The organism is Amycolatopsis sp. 2-15 (assembly GCF_030285625.1).
Taxonomy (GTDB): Bacteria; Actinomycetota; Actinomycetes; order Mycobacteriales; family Pseudonocardiaceae; genus Amycolatopsis; species Amycolatopsis carbonis.
Window position 1 is genome coordinate 7960349 of record NZ_CP127294.1, and the last position, 17310, is coordinate 7977658.

The following is a 17310-nucleotide window of genomic DNA, read 5'->3' on the forward strand; positions in this document are numbered from 1 at the left end:
AGAATCCGCTCCAGTCCCACTCAGTGTTGTGGTTGAGGTCAGTTGGTGGTGACGCTCTTCCAGCCGTTCTGCAGCTGGGTCGTCAAGCCGTTGGCGTCGATCTTCTGGGCCAGGAACTGCTGGTACGCCGGGGTGGCGATGGTGTCCTTCCACTGCGGGTACTTGCTCGCGAACAGGTACGGCGCGGAGGTGATGTACTGGCCCGAGGAGAGGATCTGGTCCCAGCCGGTCTTGCCGGCGAGCTTCGTGGCCAGCGCCTGGCGCGCGGAGTTCGTGGGCGGGATCAGCGCGTCGGCCTCGTTCATGGCCGCCAGGTTGTCGGTGTTGGTGAAGTAGTCGATGAACTCGGCGGCTTCCTTGACGTGCGCCGAGTCCTTGTTCACCGACAGCGTCTGCGGGCTCGCGGCCTGCGCGGGACCGGCGGGGCCGGCCAGCGGCGGCAGCACGACCCAGTCGAAGCCCTTCGGCGCGTCCTTCGCGATGTTGGCCGCCTGGTAGGAACCCTGCACGGTCATCGCGGTCTGGCCCGCGTAGAACGGCGCGAGCGCCTTCGAACCCGACTGCGTGAGCGTGACCGGCAGGATCGAGTGGTCCTGGTACGCCATCTCGTCGACGAGCTTCGGCAGCGCCGTCTCGCCCTCGCCCACCGTCAGGTTCGCCTGGTCACCGGTGCCCTGGAAGTACTTGCCGCCGAAGCCGGGGGCCAGCGCGACGAACGCCGCCGTCGGGCTCGACAGGCCCCAGCCCAGACCGTAGGTGGAGCCCTTGGTCGTGGCCTTGGAGATCTGGCGCAGCTGGTCCCACGTCATGGTCTTGCCGGTCGGCACGGCGACGCCGGCCTGTTGCAGCAGCTTCTTGTTCGCGAAGACCACATAGGACTGGACCTCGGTCGGGAACGCGACGACCTTGCCGCCGAACGTCACCGAGTCCAGCACGCCCTTCTGGAAGTCGGCGCGCTTGGCTTGCGACAGGTACGGCGTGAGGTCGGCGAGGTAGTCGTCCTCCGCGAACGGCTCGATGCCCGCCGCCTCGTAGTGCACGATGTCCGGTGCGGTACCGGCGTTGAACTGGGTGATCAGCTTGTCGTAGACGCTGTCCCAGCCGGCCTGCACGATCTTGACCTGCACCTCGGGGTGCGCGGTGTTCCAGGCGCCGACGATCTTCTGCGTCTGGGCGATCGCGGCCGGCTGGTCGGACAGGGACTGGAACGTGAGGGTGACGGGACCACTCGCGTCACCACTGCCGCCGCCGCACGCGGCGACGAGCAGGGCGGTGGCCATCAGGCTGGCCGCGGCCAGCAGGCGTCGTGTCTTCATCGACCGACCTTTCGGGGATTTCTGTTGGGGGTTCAAGGGGTTGGGAGTCTCGGAGCCGGGCGTTTCGGAGCTGGGACCGTGCGGGATCATCCCTTCACCGCCCCGGCCATGAGCCCGCCGGTGAGCTTCTTCCGCAGGATGCTGAAGAAGACGATGCTGGGGATCGCGGCGAGCACGGCCCCGGCGGCGAGCGGCCCGAGGGCGGTTCTGCCCTCGCCGCCCACGAACGTGTTCAAGGTGATGGGCAGGGTGTAGTTCTCCGGCGACTGCAGCAGCACCAGCGCGAAGAAGAATTCGTTCCACGACGACACGAAGCTGAACATCGCCGTCGCGACCACGCCGGGGGCCAGCAGCGGAAAGACGATCGTGCGCAGCACGGTGAACCGGCTCGCACCGTCCATCGCGCCCGCTTCTTCGAGCTCCGTGGGGATCGCGGCCACGTACCCCTGCAGCATCCACAACGCGAACGGCAGCATGTACGTGGTGTGCACGAGCGTGAGCCCGACGAGGTTGTCGGCCAGCCCGAGCGTCCGCAGGATCAGGAACAGCGGCAGGATGATCAGCACCACCGGGAAGACCTGGCTCACCAGGATCCAGCCGACGCCGGCGGCGCGGACCTTGCCCTTGAGCCGGGCCAGCACGTAGGACGCCGGCACGGAGATGATGATCGACAGCACGGTCGAGGCCAGCGCCACGAGCAGGCTGTTCCACGCCGAGTGCAGAAGTCCTTGGCGCGTCAGGGCTTCGGTGTAGTTCTCCCAGTGCCACTCCTGCGGCAGCAGGTTGACCGTGAGCGAGTTGAGCTCACCCGAGGACTTCACCGAGGCCGACATCAGCCACAGCAGGGGGAACCCGAGGAACAGGATGTACAGCGCCAGGGCCACGTACTGGGCCGGACGAACGAGCAAGCGCATGGCTCAGCGCCCCTTTTCCGCGCGGTCTTCGGTGCGGAACTGCGACCGCAGGTACACGGCGAGGATCAGCACCACCACGATCACGACGACGAGTCCCATCGCCGCGGCGTAGCCGATCTCGCGGTTCTTGAAGGCTTCCAGGTAGATGAACAGCACCGGGACCATCGTCTTGCCGCCCGGCCCACCGGCGGTGAGCACGTAGACCAGCGAGAACGAGTTGAAGTTCCAGATGAAGTTGAGCGAGGTGATCGACGTGACGATCGGGCGCATCGCCGGCCACGTCACGGCCGTGAACTTCCGCCACGCGCCCGCGCCGTCGACCGCCGCGGCCTCCAGCAGCTCGCCGGGGATCTGCTGCAGCCCAGCCAGGAGCGTCACCGTGGTCTGCGGCATCCCGACCCACACGCCGACGACGATCACCGCCGGCAGCGCCGTGGAGAAGTCGCCGAGCCAGTTGATGTCGCTCGGCAGCCCCACCGCGCCGAGGAACGCGTTGAGCGGCCCGCCGTTCGCGGAGTAGATCATCTGCCACATGATCGCGACGACCACGGGCGGCATCGCCCACGGCACGAGCGCGAGCACCCGGGTCAGCCCCTGCAGTTTCAGGCCCGAGTTGAGCAGCAGTGCCAGGCCCATCGCCGCCGCGAGCTGCAGCAGCGTCACGCCGACGGTCCAGATCATGCCGATCCGCAGCGAGTCCCAGAACAACGCGTTGCCGCCGAGGCGCGCGAAGTTGTCGAGGCCGGCGAAGCTGTAGTCGGGGTGGCGCACGAGCCGGGCGTTGGTGAACGCGAGGAACACGCCGACCACGAGCGGAGCCACGCTCAGCACCAGGATCGGGATCAGCGACGGCAGCACCAGCGCGATCGCCTCGCGCCGGCGTGTGCGCGCCATCGGCTTCACGCGCTTGTTGGGGCGCGGAGCCGGGGGCTGCGCGGTACGGCGCTTCGGCTCGGTCAGGGACGGGGTCGTCATCGGTCACCTCGCTCGGTCCCGGTGATCACCGTGGGCACGGTGGGCACGCTCGGGTCGGTTGGCTCGGGCGCCGGCCGTGAGGGCCGTTCGCCCGCTGAGCACCCGCCGTCGGCCGGGCGTTTTCGCATGTTCACAAGCCGCACTGTCATCGCTCACCCCGTTCGGTGGCCGTGGTGGTGGATTCGCGCACCACGAGCTCCGCGCCCACCGACACCTGCTGGGCCGGCTGGTCGGGGTCGTCGGCGAGCTGCAGCATCAGCCGGGCAGCGGCGCGCCCGCGCTCGGTCGAGCCGAGGGACACGCTGGTGAGGCTGGGCTGGAAGACGCGGCCGATCTCGGTGTCGTCCATGCCGGTCACGGCGACGTCCTCGGGCACGGACAGGCCCAGCTCGCGCACGGCGCGGATGGCGCCGATGGCGAGCAGGTCGTTGGCCGCGACGAGGGCGTCCAGCCGCGGTGCGCCCTCGGGCCCGCGCGCCAGGATCCGGCGGGCGGCCTCGAGGCCGGCGCCGACGGTGAAGTCCTCGGCGGTCTCGCGCTCGATGCGCTCGGCCGTGAGGTCGCCGGCGTTGACCGCGGCGTCGAAACCACGCTGGCGCGAAGCACCCGGTGTGGTGTCGACGGGACCGTTGAGGAAACCGATGCGGCGGCGGCCGATGGCGTGCAGGTGGCGCACCGCCTCGCCGATCCCGCCCGCCGAGTCGGTGGACACGGAGCTGATGCCGCGGTCGTCCATCGCGCGCCCGATCACCACAACGGGCACCGGGGCCTGCTGGATCTCGGTGATCAGGCCGTCGTCGGTACGCAGCGGGCTCACGATCATGCCGTCCACGAAGCCGCTGCCCAGGCTGCGCACCAGCTCGATAGTCGAGTCGGAGGTGTCCCCTGTCGACATGACGACCACGCGGTAGCCGTGGGGCGCCAGCACCTCGTGGATCGCCCGCATCATCTCCACGTAGACCGGGTTGCCGATGTCCGCCACCGCGAACGCGACCTGGAACGTCTTCTTCATCCGCAGCGACCGGCCGATCGCGTCGGCGCTGTACCCGAGCTCCTCGGCGGCGGCCCGGACACGCTCGACCATCGCCTTGCTCGCACCCACCCCGTGCAGCGCACGGGAGGTCGAGGCCAGGGACACCCCGGCGCGCTCGGCCACCTGGATCAGCGTGGCCCGTGTTGACGTCATCGTCGCTCAAACCTCGGTAGTGGTCTGTGTCGGGTCGCGATTTGGAAACGTTTCCAAGATCGCGATCCCTGTGTTGGAAACGTTTCCAACGGGATTAATCACGATAGTGCACCCCTCGGAGCCACCGTGTCAACCAGCGGTACACCACATCGTGATCCGGGTATGAGAGAGGGGCGGAGACCCGCAGGTCCCCGCCCCTCTCAGCCCGGGCCCGGCCCGGATATCACGTCACGCTCAGACCAGGTCGTAGCGGTCCAGCATCATGACCTTGTCCCACGCGGCGACGAAGTCCTTCACGAACTTCTCCTTCGCGTCGTCCGCGGCGTAGACCTCGGCCACGGCCCGCAGCTCCGAGTTCGACCCGAAGAGCAGGTCGACTCGGCTGCCGGTCCACTTGACCTCGCCGGTGGCGCGGTCGCGGCCCTCGAAGGCCTCGCCGTCCTCCGACACCGTCTTCCACTCCACGTCCATGTCGAGCAGGTTGGCGAAGAAGTCGTTGGTCAGCGCGCCCGGCGTCGAGGTGAACACGCCCTGCTTCGACCCCTGGTAGTTGGCGTCCAGCACGCGCAGGCCACCCACGAGCACGGTCATCTCGGGCGCGCTCAGGTCGAGCAGGTTGGCGCGGTCGATGAGCAGGTACTCGCTCGGCAGGCGGTTGCCCTTGCCGCGGTAGTTGCGGAAGCCGTCGGCCTTCGGCTCGAGCGGCACGAACGACTCGGCGTCGGTCTGCTCCGCCGTCGCGTCGGTGCGGCCCGGGGTGAACGGCACCGTGATGGTGACGCCCGCGTCCTTCGCGGCCTTCTCGACACCCGCGGCGCCACCCAGCACGATCAGGTCGGCCAGGGAGATCTTCTTGCCGCCCGACTGGGCTGCGTTGAAGGCCTCCTGCACGCCCTCGAGCGTGGTCAGCACCTGCGCCAGCTCGTCGGGGTTGTTGACCTCCCAGCCGCGCTGCGGCTCGAGGCGCAGTCGCGCACCGTTGGCGCCACCGCGCTTGTCACCGATGCGGAACGTCGAGGCCGACGCCCACGCGGTGGACACGAGCTGAGCCGTCGTGAGGCCCGAGTCGAGCAGCTTGGCCTTGAGGTCCGCGACGTCGGCGTCGGTGACCAGCTCGTGGTCCACGGCCGGCACGCGGTCCTGCCAGATGAGGGCCTCGTCCGGGACCAGCGCGCCGAGGTAGCGCTGGACCGGGCCCATGTCACGGTGGGTCAGCTTGTACCAGGCGCGGGCGAAGGTGTCCGCGAACTCCTGCGGGTTCTCGTAGAAGCGGCGCGAGATCGGCTCGTAGATCGGGTCGAAGCGCAGCGCGAGGTCCGCGGTCAGCATGCCCGGCGCACGGTTGAGCTCACCGGTCTCGGGGTCCGGCACGGTGTTCGCGGCCGCGTTGTTCGCCGGCTTCCACTGGTTCGCACCACCGGGGCCGGTTTCCAGCTCCCACTCGTAGGTGAACAGGTTGTGGAAGAACCAGTTGCTCCACTTGGTCGGAGTCGGGGTCCAGGTGACCTCGATGCCGCTGGTGATCGCGTCTCGGCCCTTGCCGGAGCCGAAGCTGTTGCGCCAGCCCAGGCCCTGCTCCTCGAGCGGCGCGCCCTCGGGCTCGGCGCTGACGAACTCGTCGGCGTCGGCGGCACCGTGGGTCTTGCCGAAGGTGTGGCCACCGGCGATCAGGGCGACGGTCTCCTCGTCGTTCATCGCCATGCGGCGGAACGTCTCGCGGATGTCGCGGCCCGAGGCCACCGGGTCCGGGTTCCCGTTCGGGCCCTCGGGGTTGACGTAGATCAGGCCCATCTGCACGGCGGCCAGCGGCGCCTCGAGCTCGCGGTCACCGGTGTAGCGCTCGTCGCCCAGCCAGGTGCGCTCCGGGCCCCAGTACACGTCCTGGTCGGGCTCGTACACGTCGGCGCGGCCACCGGCGAAGCCGAAAGTCTTGAAGCCCATGGTCTCCAGGGCGCGGTTGCCCGTGAAGATCATCAGGTCGGCCCACGAGATCTTCTTGCCGTACTTCTTCTTCACCGGCCACAGCAGACGGCGGGCCTTGTCCAGGTTGCCGTTGTCCGGCCAGCTGTTCAGCGGCGCGAAGCGCTGCATGCCGGCGCCCGCGCCGCCGCGGCCGTCTTCGATGCGGTAGGTGCCGGCGCTGTGCCACGCCATGCGGATCATGAAGCCGCCGTAGTGGCCGAAGTCCGCGGGCCACCAGTCCTGCGAGGTGGTCAGGACCGCGTCGACGTCGCGCGCCAGCTCGTCGAGATCGACGGTCTGGAACTCCTTGGCGTAGTCGAAGTCCTCGTCCATGGGGTTGGCCACGGCGGAATGCTTCCGGAGGATCGAGAGGTTGAGCTGGTTGGGCCACCAGTCACGGTTGCTGCCGCCCTCGGTGGGGTGCGCGAAGCGCCCCGTGTGGACGGGGCACCCGCCCGCGCTCTCCACGTTCATCTCGCCGACTTCGGCGTTGGGGGTGTCAGACACGGGAATCCTTCCGGGAATCAGTGTGGGTAACGGTGTTGCAGTCGGGGCACAGGCCCCAGTAGATGACCTCGGCTTCGTCGATGACGAAACCGTGGTCGTCCGACGCGGTCAGGCAGGGCGCGGCACCGACCGCGCAGTCGACATCGGCGATCGCACCGCACGACCGGCAGACGACGTGGTGGTGGTTGTCGCCCACCCGTGCCTCGTACCGCGCGACCGAGCCCTCGGGCTCGATCCGCCGCACGAGACCCGCGGAGGTCAGGGCGTTGAGGACGTCGTAGACGGCCTGGTGGGACACCTCGCCGAGATCGGCGCGCACGGCACCGATGAGCGACGCGGTGTCGGCGTGGGGATGATCGTGCACCGCGGACAGCACCGCCATCCGAGGACGCGTCACCCGCAGAGCCGCTCCGCGTAGCATGCGCTCGAAGTCCGAAGTCGTTGGCACGCCTGGCAGTGTGCCGCAGCTTCTGGAATCAATCAAGAATGACCCGCCGTCGTGAGCCTGCCGGATGACCCGCTCCCACCGTCACACGCTGCGGGGCCGCCGTAAACTTACAGTCACGGAAACTTCGCGCGAACCCCGAGTGCGGGCGGAGGTTTCCGCCGTCGGCGGCCACTCCGGACGTTCAGGTACCGGTGCTCGGGCGGCGCGAAGTCCGTGCCGGTTTCGTACCCACCGGGCTTTTCACGGCCGCGTTTTTCACTCCTGTGGTCTGGGGTGCGGTGTCCTTCACCGCCGGACGCCGGGTGCGCGCGAAGCTGCCCAGGCCCGACTCCAGCAGCCGGGCGGCGCGGAGCACGTCGGTGGTCACGGCGCCGCGGATCCGGGCCGGGGTGCGGCCCGCGTCCACGTGCTTGGCGAGGCTGGCGAACTGCACGCGCCACAGTCCGGCGAGCGCGGTCGCGGCGAGCTGCGGCTCCGGGTCGGCGGTGGCCAGGCCCGCGCGCGCGGCCAGCAGCCGCGCGGCGCCGTCGGCGAGCTCGTCGAACAGGTCGCGCTGGTAGGCGGCCAGCGTCGGCGTGGAGCGGATCAGCTCACCGTAGCGGCGCAACCCCGCCCCCGCGGCGCGGCGGTCGCGCTGGTCCTCCAGCCAGCCCGTGACCGCGGCCAGCTCGCCGGCGAGGATGCGCAGCACGGCTTCGACGGGCGTGCGGGCCGGGTCGCCGAGCTCGACGCGCAGCCCGGCGAGGGTCGCGTCGGGCTGGCCGAGGACGAGGGACTCCTTGGCGGGGAAGTAGTTGAAGACGGTCTTCTCCGACACGGCAGCGGCCCGCGCGACGTCGGCAACACGCACGGCGTCGAAGCCGCGCGCCAGGAAGAGCTCCGTGGCGGTGTTGACGAGCAGGCGCCGGGTCTCGCGCTTCTTGCGCTCGCGCAGGCCCTCCGCGGGAACCTCGTCCCGCGGGGTCCGCAACGCCGCCCAGTCGACCCGCCGTCCGCCCACGAAACCGAGAATAGCTTGAGTCCACGGGATTTCCGGCGGGTCAGCGGTGCGGCACGCTGCCCCGCACGGCCCACGCCCGCGCCGTGAGGGTGATCGTGCCGTCGGCGGCGATCGGCAGCCGGGCGCGCAGGAGGTCGCGCAGAGCGCGGCGGTGCTCTTCGGGCAGCCGCACGGCGTAGGCGGGTGCCGGGCCCTGCCCGCCGAGGAACGGCAGCCAGTAGTCGTCGAAGCCGGCGAACGCGGTGCGCACGCCGATCGCGCGCACCACCACGCCGGTCAGGCCCGCGTCCGTCCACAGTCGACTCAGCGGATCCGGGTGGCACAAGGGAAAGCGGCGGCCTTCGTCGAGGTCCGCGACCACCGGGTCAAGCTCGGCAGCGGCGTCCCAGAACCAGCGCATCAGCTCCATGCCCTCGGCGTAGTCCCACACGTACGCGGTCACCGCTCCCCCGGGCTTCACGGCTCGGACCCACTCGGCGACCGCCCGGTGCGGGTCGGGCACGAAGTTGAGCGCCAGCCCGCTCACGGCGGCGTCGAACGCGGCGTCGCGCACGGGCAGGGCTTGCGCGTCGGCGACCACGAAGGCCGCCCGCGGGTCGGCGGCCAGCCGGCGGGCATGGGCGACGAACGGCGCCGCCTGGTCGACACCGAGGACGCCGGCGGGATCAGCCGTGGCCAGCACCGCCGACGTGAGCGCGCCAGTGCCGCAGCCGACGTCGAGCCAGCGCGCCCCGGGCGGCACGACCGTGCCGTCGAGGAAGGCCGCGGCGACGCGGCGGCTCCACCGGCCGACGTACCGCTCGTAGGCCTCGCCCGACGACCAGTCGCTCATCGCCCGAACCTACGCCTCCGGCCGGGCGTCGGCGCCCGGGCGAACCGCGTGCCACGGCTCGCCCGGGACGACGGGGCTCAGGTGAGGTTCACGCACGCCCGGCCGAGCAGCACGTCGACCAGCGTGTGGGGGCCGCACGCGAGCTGGAGGTGGAAGTCGGGAACGGTGGGGTTGACGGGGTTGTAGATCGCGGGCGCCGGGGTCAGCGAGCCGCAGTAGCCGCCACCCGCGAGGTCGGCGCTGCGGCCGTCGGCGCTGAGGGTGGCGCCGCCCCGCGACTCGAACCCGCCGAGGACCCACGAGGCGGCCAGCACGAAGGCCGTGCCGCCGAGGTCGACCCGGCCGACACCGCTGGCGGCGAAGTCACACGACGCGGCCACGCCGTAAGGCATGGACCCGATGGCGAAGTTCCCCGACTGCAGGGCCGATCCGGTGCTGGTGGCGAACGTGACGTCGTTGATGTCGACCAGCAGGGTCGCCGGGTCGATCCGCACCCGGGTGAACGTGGTGCGGACATTCGTGCCCTGTGTCGCGCCACCGGCCGTGTATTGCGAGAAGTTGGGGGCGGTGAGCGTGATGTATTCCCGCGGCGTGCCGGCCATGTCGTGACAATAAACGGGGACGAGGTGGGAGCCGGTGTTCAGCACATAGTTCCCGTCGCCCGCGATCGGCAGCAGGGCACGGATCGCGGCACAACTGCTCGTGCCGGCAGCCACCGGCGGTTGAGCCGCCGGCTGCGCGGACGCGGACGCAGGCGTCACGGCGAGCCCGGTGAGGACCAGAACTGCAGCCGCGACAACAATTCTTCGGAACATGAAACCTCATTCCCTCGACGATGTGGCTGAATGATTAGACGGCGAAAACTCGAACCGGGCGATAGGCCATGCGGGTCACCTGCGAAGAGGCTGCGCCGACACCGATAATGAATTACGACATTCGAGAACCGGATTAACGCATTCGGAGGCAATTCACCGGCCCCGTGCGGCGAAATACTCGTGAATGCACACTCAGCCCAGGTGCGCCGGAACAGCCCGCGGAGATTTTCACCTCGAACGGATGATGGTCCACAGTGGACGTGGTGGACCCCGGGGTGGACAGGGTAGTCACAACCCGGCATCCGTCGGACGAGCCGCTCTTTACATTTCGTTTCGACTTGTCAAGCTGGGTGTACATCACCTACCTTCTTGTCAACCACGTCGGACAGCGTCGTTGACGGAGGAGGACGAGATGAGCGAAGTCGCGGGGACGGTGCCCGCCGGCTCGACCGAGTCGTGGACCGACCGCAAGCGGTACCTGTGGCTGATCGGGCTCGTGGTCCCCTCGCTCGCGTTCCTGGCGATCGGGCTGCACGCGGCCACCGGCTGGGGGGTGTGGTTCTGGATCGGGCCGATCGTGATCCTCGTGATCGTGCCCGTGATCGACCTGGTCGCGGGGCTCGATCGCAGCAACCCGCCCGACGACGTGCTCGAACAGCTGGAGAACGACCGGTACTACCGCTGGATCACCTACCTCTTCCTGCCGATCCAGTACGTCGGGTTCGTGGCGGCCTTCTGGCTGATCGGGCGCGGCGACCTCACGGTGGTGGACAAGATCGGGCTGGCCGCGTCCATCGGGTGCATCGGCGGGATCGGCATCAACACCGCCCACGAGCTCGGCCACAAGAAGGAGAGCCACGAGCGCTGGCTGTCGAAGATCGCGCTGGCCCAGAGCTTCTACGGCCATTTCTACATCGAGCACAACCGCGGCCACCACGTGCGCGTGGCCACGCCCGAGGACCCGGCTTCGAGCCGCCTCGGCGAGAGCTTCTACCGCTTCTGGCCGCGAACTGTCGGCGGCTCGCTGGCCTCGGCGTGGCGGCTGGAGCGCAAGCGCTACGCCCGGCGGGAGAAGCACCCGTTCCGCATCGGCAACGACGTGCTCAACGCGTGGCTGATGTCGGCCGTGCTGTGGGCGGCGATGCTGGTGTGGCTCGGGGTGGGGATTCTGCCCTACCTGCTGATCCAGGCTGTGGTGGGCTTCTCGTTGCTGGAAGTCGTGAACTACATGGAGCACTACGGGATGCTGCGCCAGCGCGTGGGGGCGCCGGATCGGCGCCGCTACGAGCGCGTGGATCCGAGCCACAGCTGGAACTCCAACAACATCGCCACCAACGTGCTGCTCTACCACCTGCAGCGCCACAGCGACCACCACGCCAACCCCACGCGCCGCTACCAGACGCTGCGGGACTTCGCCGAGTCGCCGGTGCTGCCCACCGGGTACGCCGGGATGATCGTGCTGGCGCTCGTGCCGCCGCTGTGGCGGCGGGTGATGGACCCGCGCGTACTCGCCCACTTCGACGGCGACGTCCGCCGCGCCAACATCCAGCCGCGCAAGCGGGGCAAGGTCCTGGCGCGGTACGGCACCCGGGTGACGGCCGCTGAGCCGGTCACCGCCGACACCCGCGGCGACGCCACCGAGGGCGGCATGTGCCCCGGTTGCGGCTACGTCTACGACGAACGGCGCGGCGATCCGCGCGAGGGTTTCCAGGCCGGCACGACGTGGTCGGCGATCCCGGACTCGTGGTGCTGCCCGGACTGCGGCGTGCGCGAGAAGGTCGACTTCGTGGCTCCCGGAAGGGTGGATGCGTGATGCGGATCGAGGCGAACCGCGAGCTGTGCGCGGGGCTCGGCATGTGCGAGGCGATGGCGCCGGACTTCTTCGAGGTCGGCGACGACGGCACGGTGGTGCTCCTGGAGGAGAGCCCCGCCGAGCAACACCGGCCGGACGTGACGGCCGCGGCCGACGCGTGCCCGGTGCTGGCGTTGAAGGTGCGCGACTGACGTGCGTTCGCCAGTTCGCCGGGACCACACAGGAGGCGGCCTAGGATGACGATCATGAGCGGGGCACTCCGGGCCACACCGCCCGAGGGCGGCCAGCACCGGCAGCCGATCGTCACCGCGGCCATCGAACTGACCGCGAGCGAGGGCTGGTCGGCGGTCACCATGGCGCGGCTGGCCGAGGCCGCGGGCGTGAGCCGCCAGACCGTGTACAACGAGATCGGCTCCAAGGCCGCGCTGGCCGAGGTGATGATCTCCCACGAGCTGGCCCGCTTCCTCGCCGTGGTGCGCACCGCGTTCGACCGGCACCCCGACGACCTGGTCGAGGCGATCTACGAGGCCATCCGCGCGGTGCTCGACCTCGCCGACGACAACACGCTGCTGCGCGCCATCGCGTCGGCGACGCACGGCACGGACACCGAACTGCTGCCGCTGCTGACCACGCGCGCGGGCTCGTTGCTCACCGAGGCGAAGACCATGCTGGTCGAGCGCATGCGCACCTACGAGCCGCCGCTGGACGACGAGCAGATCGCCGTGGTGATCGACCTCGTCGTGCGCACGGTGCTCAGTCACGTGATGCAGCCGTCCGACACCCCCGCCCGCACGGCCGACGCGCTGGCCTGGGTGGTCGGGCGCGTGCTGGGCACCTCGGCGGCGCGGCCTATGCGCCGCGGCTGACCGGCGGCTGGGGCATGATGGACCCGTGGAGTCGACCAGGGTGGACCGCTGGCTGTGGGCCGTACGGCTGGCGAAAACGCGCTCGGACGCGGCCGCCGCTTGCCGGGGCGGGCACGTGCGCGTGAACGACCGCCCGGCCAAACCCGCCACCACCGTCGTCGCCGGCGACGAGGTCCGCGCCCGCATCGGTCAGACCACCCGCGTCGTCGAGGTCGTCCAGGTCATCCAGAAACGCGTCGGCGCGCCCGAGGCGGCGAAGTGCATCATCGACCGCACCCCGAAACCGCCGCCGGAAGCGGCGATCCCGGTGGCGCGGCGCGAGCGCGGCGCGGGCCGTCCGACGAAGCGGGAACGCCGGGTGCTCGACGAGTTCCGCTCGCGCTGGGACTGAGTCAGCGCAGCACCTGGGCGACGTACTTCGCGACTTCGGCGATCAGGGCGTACCGGGGTTCGTCGTCGTAGGCGGTGCGGTCGGACATGATCGCGAAGACCAGCGGGGGTGCGTTCGGTGGACGGAGGACGGCGACGTCGTTGACGCGGCCGTAGTCGCCGTGGCCGGTTTTGCCGATCACGCCCCAGTCAGCGGGCACGCCCGCGCGGATGGTCTGCGCGCCCGTGGTGCTGCGGCTGAGCCAGTCTTCGACGAGAGCGCGTTTGTCGGGGGGTAGCGCGTTGCCGAGCACGATCGTCCGGTGGTCGGCGGCCAGCGCCCGCGGGGTGGTGGTGTCGCGCGGGTCGTCGAGGGGATCGCGGTTGAGATCGGGCTCGTACTGATCCATCCGGCTGGTGGCGTCGCCCAGGCCGCGCAGGTACGCGGTGAGCCCGGGCGGGCCGCCGGCGTCCCGCATGAGCAGGTTGCCGGCTGTGCCGTCGCTGTAGCGGATGGCGGCGTCGCACAGCCGGCGCACGCTCATCCCGGTGCCGGCGTGGTTCTCGGTGATCGGGGAGAAGGAGTTGACTTCGGCCTTGGTGTAGGGGATTTGAGTGTCCAGGTAGGACAGCGGGTGGGTTCGCAGTACGGCCGCGACGGCGAAGGTTTTGAAGGTGGAGCAGAAGGCGAATCTTTCGTCGGCCCGGTAGTCCAGAGTGGCTCCGCTGCCGGTGGCGAGTGCGTGGACGCCGAGGCGGGCGTGGTACTTGCGTTCGAGTGCTGCGAGTGGCGCAGTCGACGGTGGGGGTGTTGTCGTTTTCGGGGGCGGTGTGGGGGTCGGGGGTGGTGCGGGGCTCACGCACCCGGCGATCGGTGCGGCGAGCATTCCGGCGAGCAGGGCCCGCCGGGTGATGCGACGTCGGTCCGCCACGGGATTTCCTCTCAGGTTTCCGCGTCCGCCAGGGAGAAGCCCGGGTGCGGGACGCGCGGTGGGCGGCCTTCGGGGTGGTATTCGAAGTGCCACCACTCGTTGTCGTAGACGCGGTACAGGTGGTGGGCCGCGCCGTGGCGCTCGAGCCAGCGGGCGCCGTCGCGGGGGCGGATGTCGAGGGCCGTGCCGGTCACGTGGCGGGAGTTCGCCGGGGGCAGGGCGCGCCGGCGGGCCGAAGCGACCGAGCCGGTGCGGCGGACCTCCGCGGTGAAAAGGCGGTCCTGCGTGTCGGCGTCGCGGTGGCCGGAGGTGAGGCCCAGGAGGGTGCCGTGGTGCCAGAGGGCGGCGGTGCGCGCCGCGACGAAAGCGGCGTGAGTGCCGGGTGACAAGCCGGTGAGGTCCTCGGACGGGAAGCGGATCCGCAGCGCCCAGGAGCAGGCAACGGATCGTCCGAGGCCCGGCGCCACCAGGGACGCCAGTGGCCACGACACGAAGGCGAGCAGCCGGGTGATCACCCGGTAGCCGGCGTCGCGACGCCGGCCCGAAGTGGACAGTTTCATGACTCCCCCAGGAGAACGTCTCAGCCCAGCGCCTTCACCGCGGCCGCCGTGGCACGGGCGACGAGGGCGTCATCCGTGGGGGCGTCGGCGGCGGGGCGGTCGGAGAACACCACGAACACGATCGGCGCGCGGCCCGGGGGCCAGGCGATCGCGATGTCGTTGCGGGTGCCGTGGTCGGCGGTGCCGGACTTGTCGGCGACCTGCCACCCCGAAGGGACACCCGCGCGGACCAGGTTGGTGCCGGTGGTGCTGGCGCGCATGGTGTTCGTCAGGACGGTGCGCAGCGGCGCGGGCAGGGTGTCGCCGAGGGCCACCGTGCGCAGGGACCGGGCCCAGGCGCGCGGGGTGGTCGTGTCGCGGAGGTCGCCGGGCGCGGTCTCGTTCAGGGTGGGTTCGATGCGGTCGACGTGGGTGGTGGTGTCGCCGATCGAGCGCAGCCACGTGCTCAATGCGGCCGGCCCGCCGAGCTCGCGGAAAAGCAGGTTCCCGCCGGTGTTGTCGCTGTAGCGCAGGGCGGCGTCCATGATCGCGCTGAGCGTCATGCCGGTGCCGGCGCGTTTCTGGGTGATCGGCGAGTTCGCGACGACGTCGCCCGGGCCGTACTCGATCACGCGGTCGAGCCCCGCCGTCCCCACCTTCTGCAGCACGGCCCCGGCGCTGAACACCTTGTGCGTCGACGCGTAGGCGAAGCGCTCGTCGGCGCGGTAGGCGACTTCGTGGCCCGAGTCGGTGTCCACGACGTATACGCCGAGCCGGGCGCCGAAAGACCGCTCGAGGTCTTCGAAGTCGTGGTTCGAGACCGTCGGCGAAGCGGAGGTGGCGGGCGGTAGAGCTTGCGGGGCCGGCGGGGCGCCGCATCCCGCCAGCGCCACCACTGCCACCGCCGCCACCGCCGCCACCACAGACTTGCTGAACACCGGGTTCCCCCTTCGGAAGTGATCGACATCCGCAGTCTCACCAAGGCCGCTCATGCTGTCCAAGACAGAAGTGGCCCCTTCCATGCGGAATGGGCATACAGTGTGGTCGTGGACCTGATCGGAAGCTGCCGCGCGTTCGTCGGTGTGAGCGAGACCGGGAGCTTCACGGCGGGGGCGGCGGTGGCCGGCATCCCCCAGCCGGTGGCGAGCCGCCGGATCGCGGCGCTGGAGCGCCACCTCGGCGAGCGCCTCTTCGACCGCGCGACCCGCCGGGCCCAGCTCACGCCCTTCGGCCGCGATCTGCTGCCGTCCGCGCGGCGCCTCGTCCACCTGGCCGACGCCATGGAGCACGACGCGAAGCGCGCCAAGCTGCGGCCCCTGCGCCTCGCCGTGCCCGGCACCTGCCCGACGCGCGACCTCGCCGAGCTCGACGCCGAGGCCCGCGCGCTCGGCATCTTCCTCGAGTTCCGCCCCGCGCCGCCCGGCGAGCGCGCCGAGCTCGTGCGCACCCAGGACGTGCGCGCCGCCCTGGTGGCCGTGCCCGAGACCGATGCCGTGTGGACGGTGCCGCTCGGCGTCGCCGCCACAGAACGCCAGCAGCTCCCGCCCGTGGTCCACCTCGAGACGCTGCGCGCCGGCCGCGCCACGAAAGCCGAGCGCCGCCGCGTGTGGATCCAGCCCGAGGACGACGTGCCCCACCTCCGCGACCGCGTGTTCCGCGTCCGCGACGCCGTGGGCCTGCAACCCGCGCAGGTCTCCGTCGCCGATTCCCTCACCGCGGCCGCGGCCGCCGTCTACGGCTCCGCCGATCTGCTCCTGTGCTCCCCCGCCCAGGCCACCGAGCTCGGCCTGGGCTGGCGCCCCCTCGGCGACGCCCCGCTCGCCCGCGGCTTCGACATCGCCGCCACCCTCGGCGAAGACGCCCACCACCTGCGCACCCGGCTGCGGTCCGGCATCGCCCGCTGCCTCGGCGCCCCCGACGAGGAGAACGTGTGAACACCGAATCCCTGCTCCGCGACCTCCGCGAAGAACTCGACGACGGCGGCCTGCGCGGCTCGTTCCTCGTCCGCGACCTGCACACCGGCCAGGAGATCGGCCTCGACGCGGACCTGGAGTTCCCCAGCGCGTCGCTGGTCAAGGTGCCGCTCGCGGCGGCGACGTTGGAGCGCATCCGGCGGGGCGAGCTCGACGGCGCGACGCAGCTGGAGGTCGAGCCCGGGCGGGTCACCACGGCCGGGCCGGCCGGGCTCGCGCGGTTCCGCCACCCGGCGCGCGTGGCGATCGACGATCTGCTCTACCTGAGCGTGGCGGTCAGCGACGGCACCGCGGCCGACGCGTTGTTCGAGCTCACGCCGCCGGCCGAGGTCACGCGGATGCTGCGCGAGTGGGGCATCGACGGCGTTTCCGTGCGGCACGCGACGGCGGAGCTCGCCGACACCCCCGCCGAACGGTTCGAGCCCGGCGAGGTGCACCTCGCCCACGCGCTCGCCATTCGCGCGGGCACTGCCGGGCGGGGGCACCCGGTGTCGCAACTGGACGTCAGCCGGGCCAGCGCCGGGTCGGCGCGGGCGTATGTGGCGCTGCTGGAGGCGTTGTGGCGACCGTCCGAAGTGGACGCCGAGGTGGCGGCGCGCACGCGCGACCTCATGGCCCACAACCTGCTGCGCCAGCGGCTCACGCCGGATTTCGGGTCCGACGCGACGAAGTGGTCGTCCAAGACCGGCACGCTGCTGAACCTGCGGCACGAGGTCGGGGTCGCCGAGCACGCCGACGGGCAGGTGTTCGCGGTGGCCGCGCTCACCGAGTCGCGGGTACCGGCGGCGATCCAGCCCGAGGCGGAGATCCTGATGGCGCGGGTCGCCCGCACGATGCGGGACCACCTGCGGTCGCGGTGAACC

At 70.8% G+C, this 17310-nt stretch carries 18 protein-coding genes; 6 read left to right on the forward strand and 12 right to left on the reverse strand.

Features of this window, described 5'->3' with window-relative positions; translation table 11 throughout:
• Positions 1-38 precede the first annotated feature (38 nt).
• From QRX50_RS39420 to QRX50_RS39460, 9 genes are all read right to left on the reverse strand, one after another.
• Positions 39-1316, reverse strand: coding sequence for an ABC transporter substrate-binding protein (locus tag QRX50_RS39420; RefSeq protein WP_285968160.1), 1278 nt, complete (start codon positions 1314-1316; stop codon positions 39-41).
• An 86-nt stretch (positions 1317-1402) separates the two neighbouring features.
• Positions 1403-2230 carry a carbohydrate ABC transporter permease gene (locus QRX50_RS39425; RefSeq protein ID WP_285968161.1) on the reverse strand — a complete coding sequence of 276 codons (828 nt, stop codon included), beginning with the start codon at positions 2228-2230 and terminating at the stop codon, positions 1403-1405.
• Between the two features lie 3 nt (positions 2231-2233).
• Positions 2234-3205 carry a carbohydrate ABC transporter permease gene (locus QRX50_RS39430; protein ID WP_285968162.1) on the reverse strand — a complete coding sequence of 324 codons (972 nt, stop codon included), beginning with the start codon at positions 3203-3205 and terminating at the stop codon, positions 2234-2236.
• Positions 3206-3350: 145 nt separating this feature from the next.
• Positions 3351-4391 (reverse strand): LacI family DNA-binding transcriptional regulator, encoded by a 1041-nt coding sequence (locus QRX50_RS39435; RefSeq protein WP_285968163.1) that lies wholly within the window; start codon positions 4389-4391, stop codon positions 3351-3353.
• Positions 4392-4625: 234 nt separating this feature from the next.
• Entirely contained in the window at positions 4626-6860 is a 2235-nt protein-coding gene (gene katG, locus QRX50_RS39440; protein ID WP_285968164.1) for a catalase/peroxidase HPI, read from the reverse strand.
• Positions 6853-7308, reverse strand: a complete 456-nt coding sequence (locus QRX50_RS39445) for a Fur family transcriptional regulator (RefSeq protein ID WP_285968165.1) — start codon at positions 7306-7308, stop codon at positions 6853-6855. Before QRX50_RS39445 ends, katG begins: the two co-directional genes overlap by 8 nt.
• A gap of 181 nt (positions 7309-7489) precedes the next feature.
• Positions 7490-8308, reverse strand: coding sequence for a TetR family transcriptional regulator (locus QRX50_RS39450; RefSeq protein ID WP_285968166.1), 819 nt, complete (start codon positions 8306-8308; stop codon positions 7490-7492).
• 40 nt (positions 8309-8348) lie between these two features.
• Entirely contained in the window at positions 8349-9140 is a 792-nt protein-coding gene (locus QRX50_RS39455; RefSeq protein ID WP_285968167.1) for a class I SAM-dependent methyltransferase, read from the reverse strand.
• Positions 9141-9217: 77 nt separating this feature from the next.
• A complete protein-coding gene (locus QRX50_RS39460) occupies positions 9218-9955 on the reverse strand; it encodes a GON domain-containing protein (protein ID WP_285968168.1) in 738 nt (245 codons plus the stop codon).
• Between the two features lie 412 nt (positions 9956-10367).
• Here QRX50_RS39460 and QRX50_RS39465 point away from each other — a divergent pair, with 412 nt between their 5' ends.
• The 4 genes from QRX50_RS39465 to QRX50_RS39480 are packed head-to-tail and all read left to right on the forward strand — an operon-like array spanning position 10368 to position 13025.
• Entirely contained in the window at positions 10368-11768 is a 1401-nt protein-coding gene (locus QRX50_RS39465) for a fatty acid desaturase (RefSeq protein ID WP_285968169.1), read from the forward strand.
• Positions 11768-11959, forward strand: a complete 192-nt coding sequence (locus QRX50_RS39470; protein ID WP_285968170.1) for a ferredoxin — start codon at positions 11768-11770, stop codon at positions 11957-11959. The genes QRX50_RS39465 and QRX50_RS39470 overlap by 1 nt, the downstream gene beginning before the upstream one ends.
• Positions 11960-12004: 45 nt before the next feature.
• The gene (locus QRX50_RS39475; protein WP_285968171.1) at positions 12005-12634 is read left to right on the forward strand and encodes a TetR/AcrR family transcriptional regulator; all 630 of its coding nucleotides are present in this window, start codon (positions 12005-12007) and stop codon (positions 12632-12634) included.
• Between the two features lie 25 nt (positions 12635-12659).
• Positions 12660-13025 (forward strand): RNA-binding S4 domain-containing protein, encoded by a 366-nt coding sequence (locus tag QRX50_RS39480; RefSeq protein WP_285968172.1) that lies wholly within the window; start codon positions 12660-12662, stop codon positions 13023-13025.
• A 1-nt stretch (position 13026) separates the two neighbouring features.
• Here QRX50_RS39480 and bla (QRX50_RS39485) read toward each other — a convergent pair whose 3' ends face one another.
• From bla (QRX50_RS39485) to bla (QRX50_RS39495), 3 genes are read right to left on the reverse strand one after another with little or no spacing between them, the layout of a single operon-like run.
• A complete protein-coding gene (gene bla / locus QRX50_RS39485; RefSeq protein ID WP_434533379.1) occupies positions 13027-13890 on the reverse strand; it encodes a class A beta-lactamase in 864 nt (287 codons plus the stop codon).
• A 56-nt stretch (positions 13891-13946) separates the two neighbouring features.
• On the reverse strand, positions 13947-14495 hold the full coding sequence (locus QRX50_RS39490) for a D-alanyl-D-alanine carboxypeptidase family protein (protein ID WP_285968174.1): 549 nt from the start codon (positions 14493-14495) through the stop codon (positions 13947-13949).
• 20 nt (positions 14496-14515) lie between these two features.
• The gene (bla, locus tag QRX50_RS39495; protein ID WP_285968175.1) at positions 14516-15412 is read right to left on the reverse strand and encodes a class A beta-lactamase; all 897 of its coding nucleotides are present in this window, start codon (positions 15410-15412) and stop codon (positions 14516-14518) included.
• 102 nt (positions 15413-15514) lie between these two features.
• On the opposite strand from bla (QRX50_RS39495), the gene QRX50_RS39500 reads away from it, so the two are divergent.
• Together QRX50_RS39500 and QRX50_RS39505 are read left to right on the forward strand one after the other, a co-directional pair.
• On the forward strand, positions 15515-16408 hold the full coding sequence (locus QRX50_RS39500) for a LysR family transcriptional regulator (protein WP_285968176.1): 894 nt from the start codon (positions 15515-15517) through the stop codon (positions 16406-16408).
• The gene (locus QRX50_RS39505) at positions 16405-17307 is read left to right on the forward strand and encodes a serine hydrolase (RefSeq protein ID WP_285968177.1); all 903 of its coding nucleotides are present in this window, start codon (positions 16405-16407) and stop codon (positions 17305-17307) included. Before QRX50_RS39500 ends, QRX50_RS39505 begins: the two co-directional genes overlap by 4 nt.
• The last annotated feature ends 3 nt before the right edge of the window (positions 17308-17310 follow it).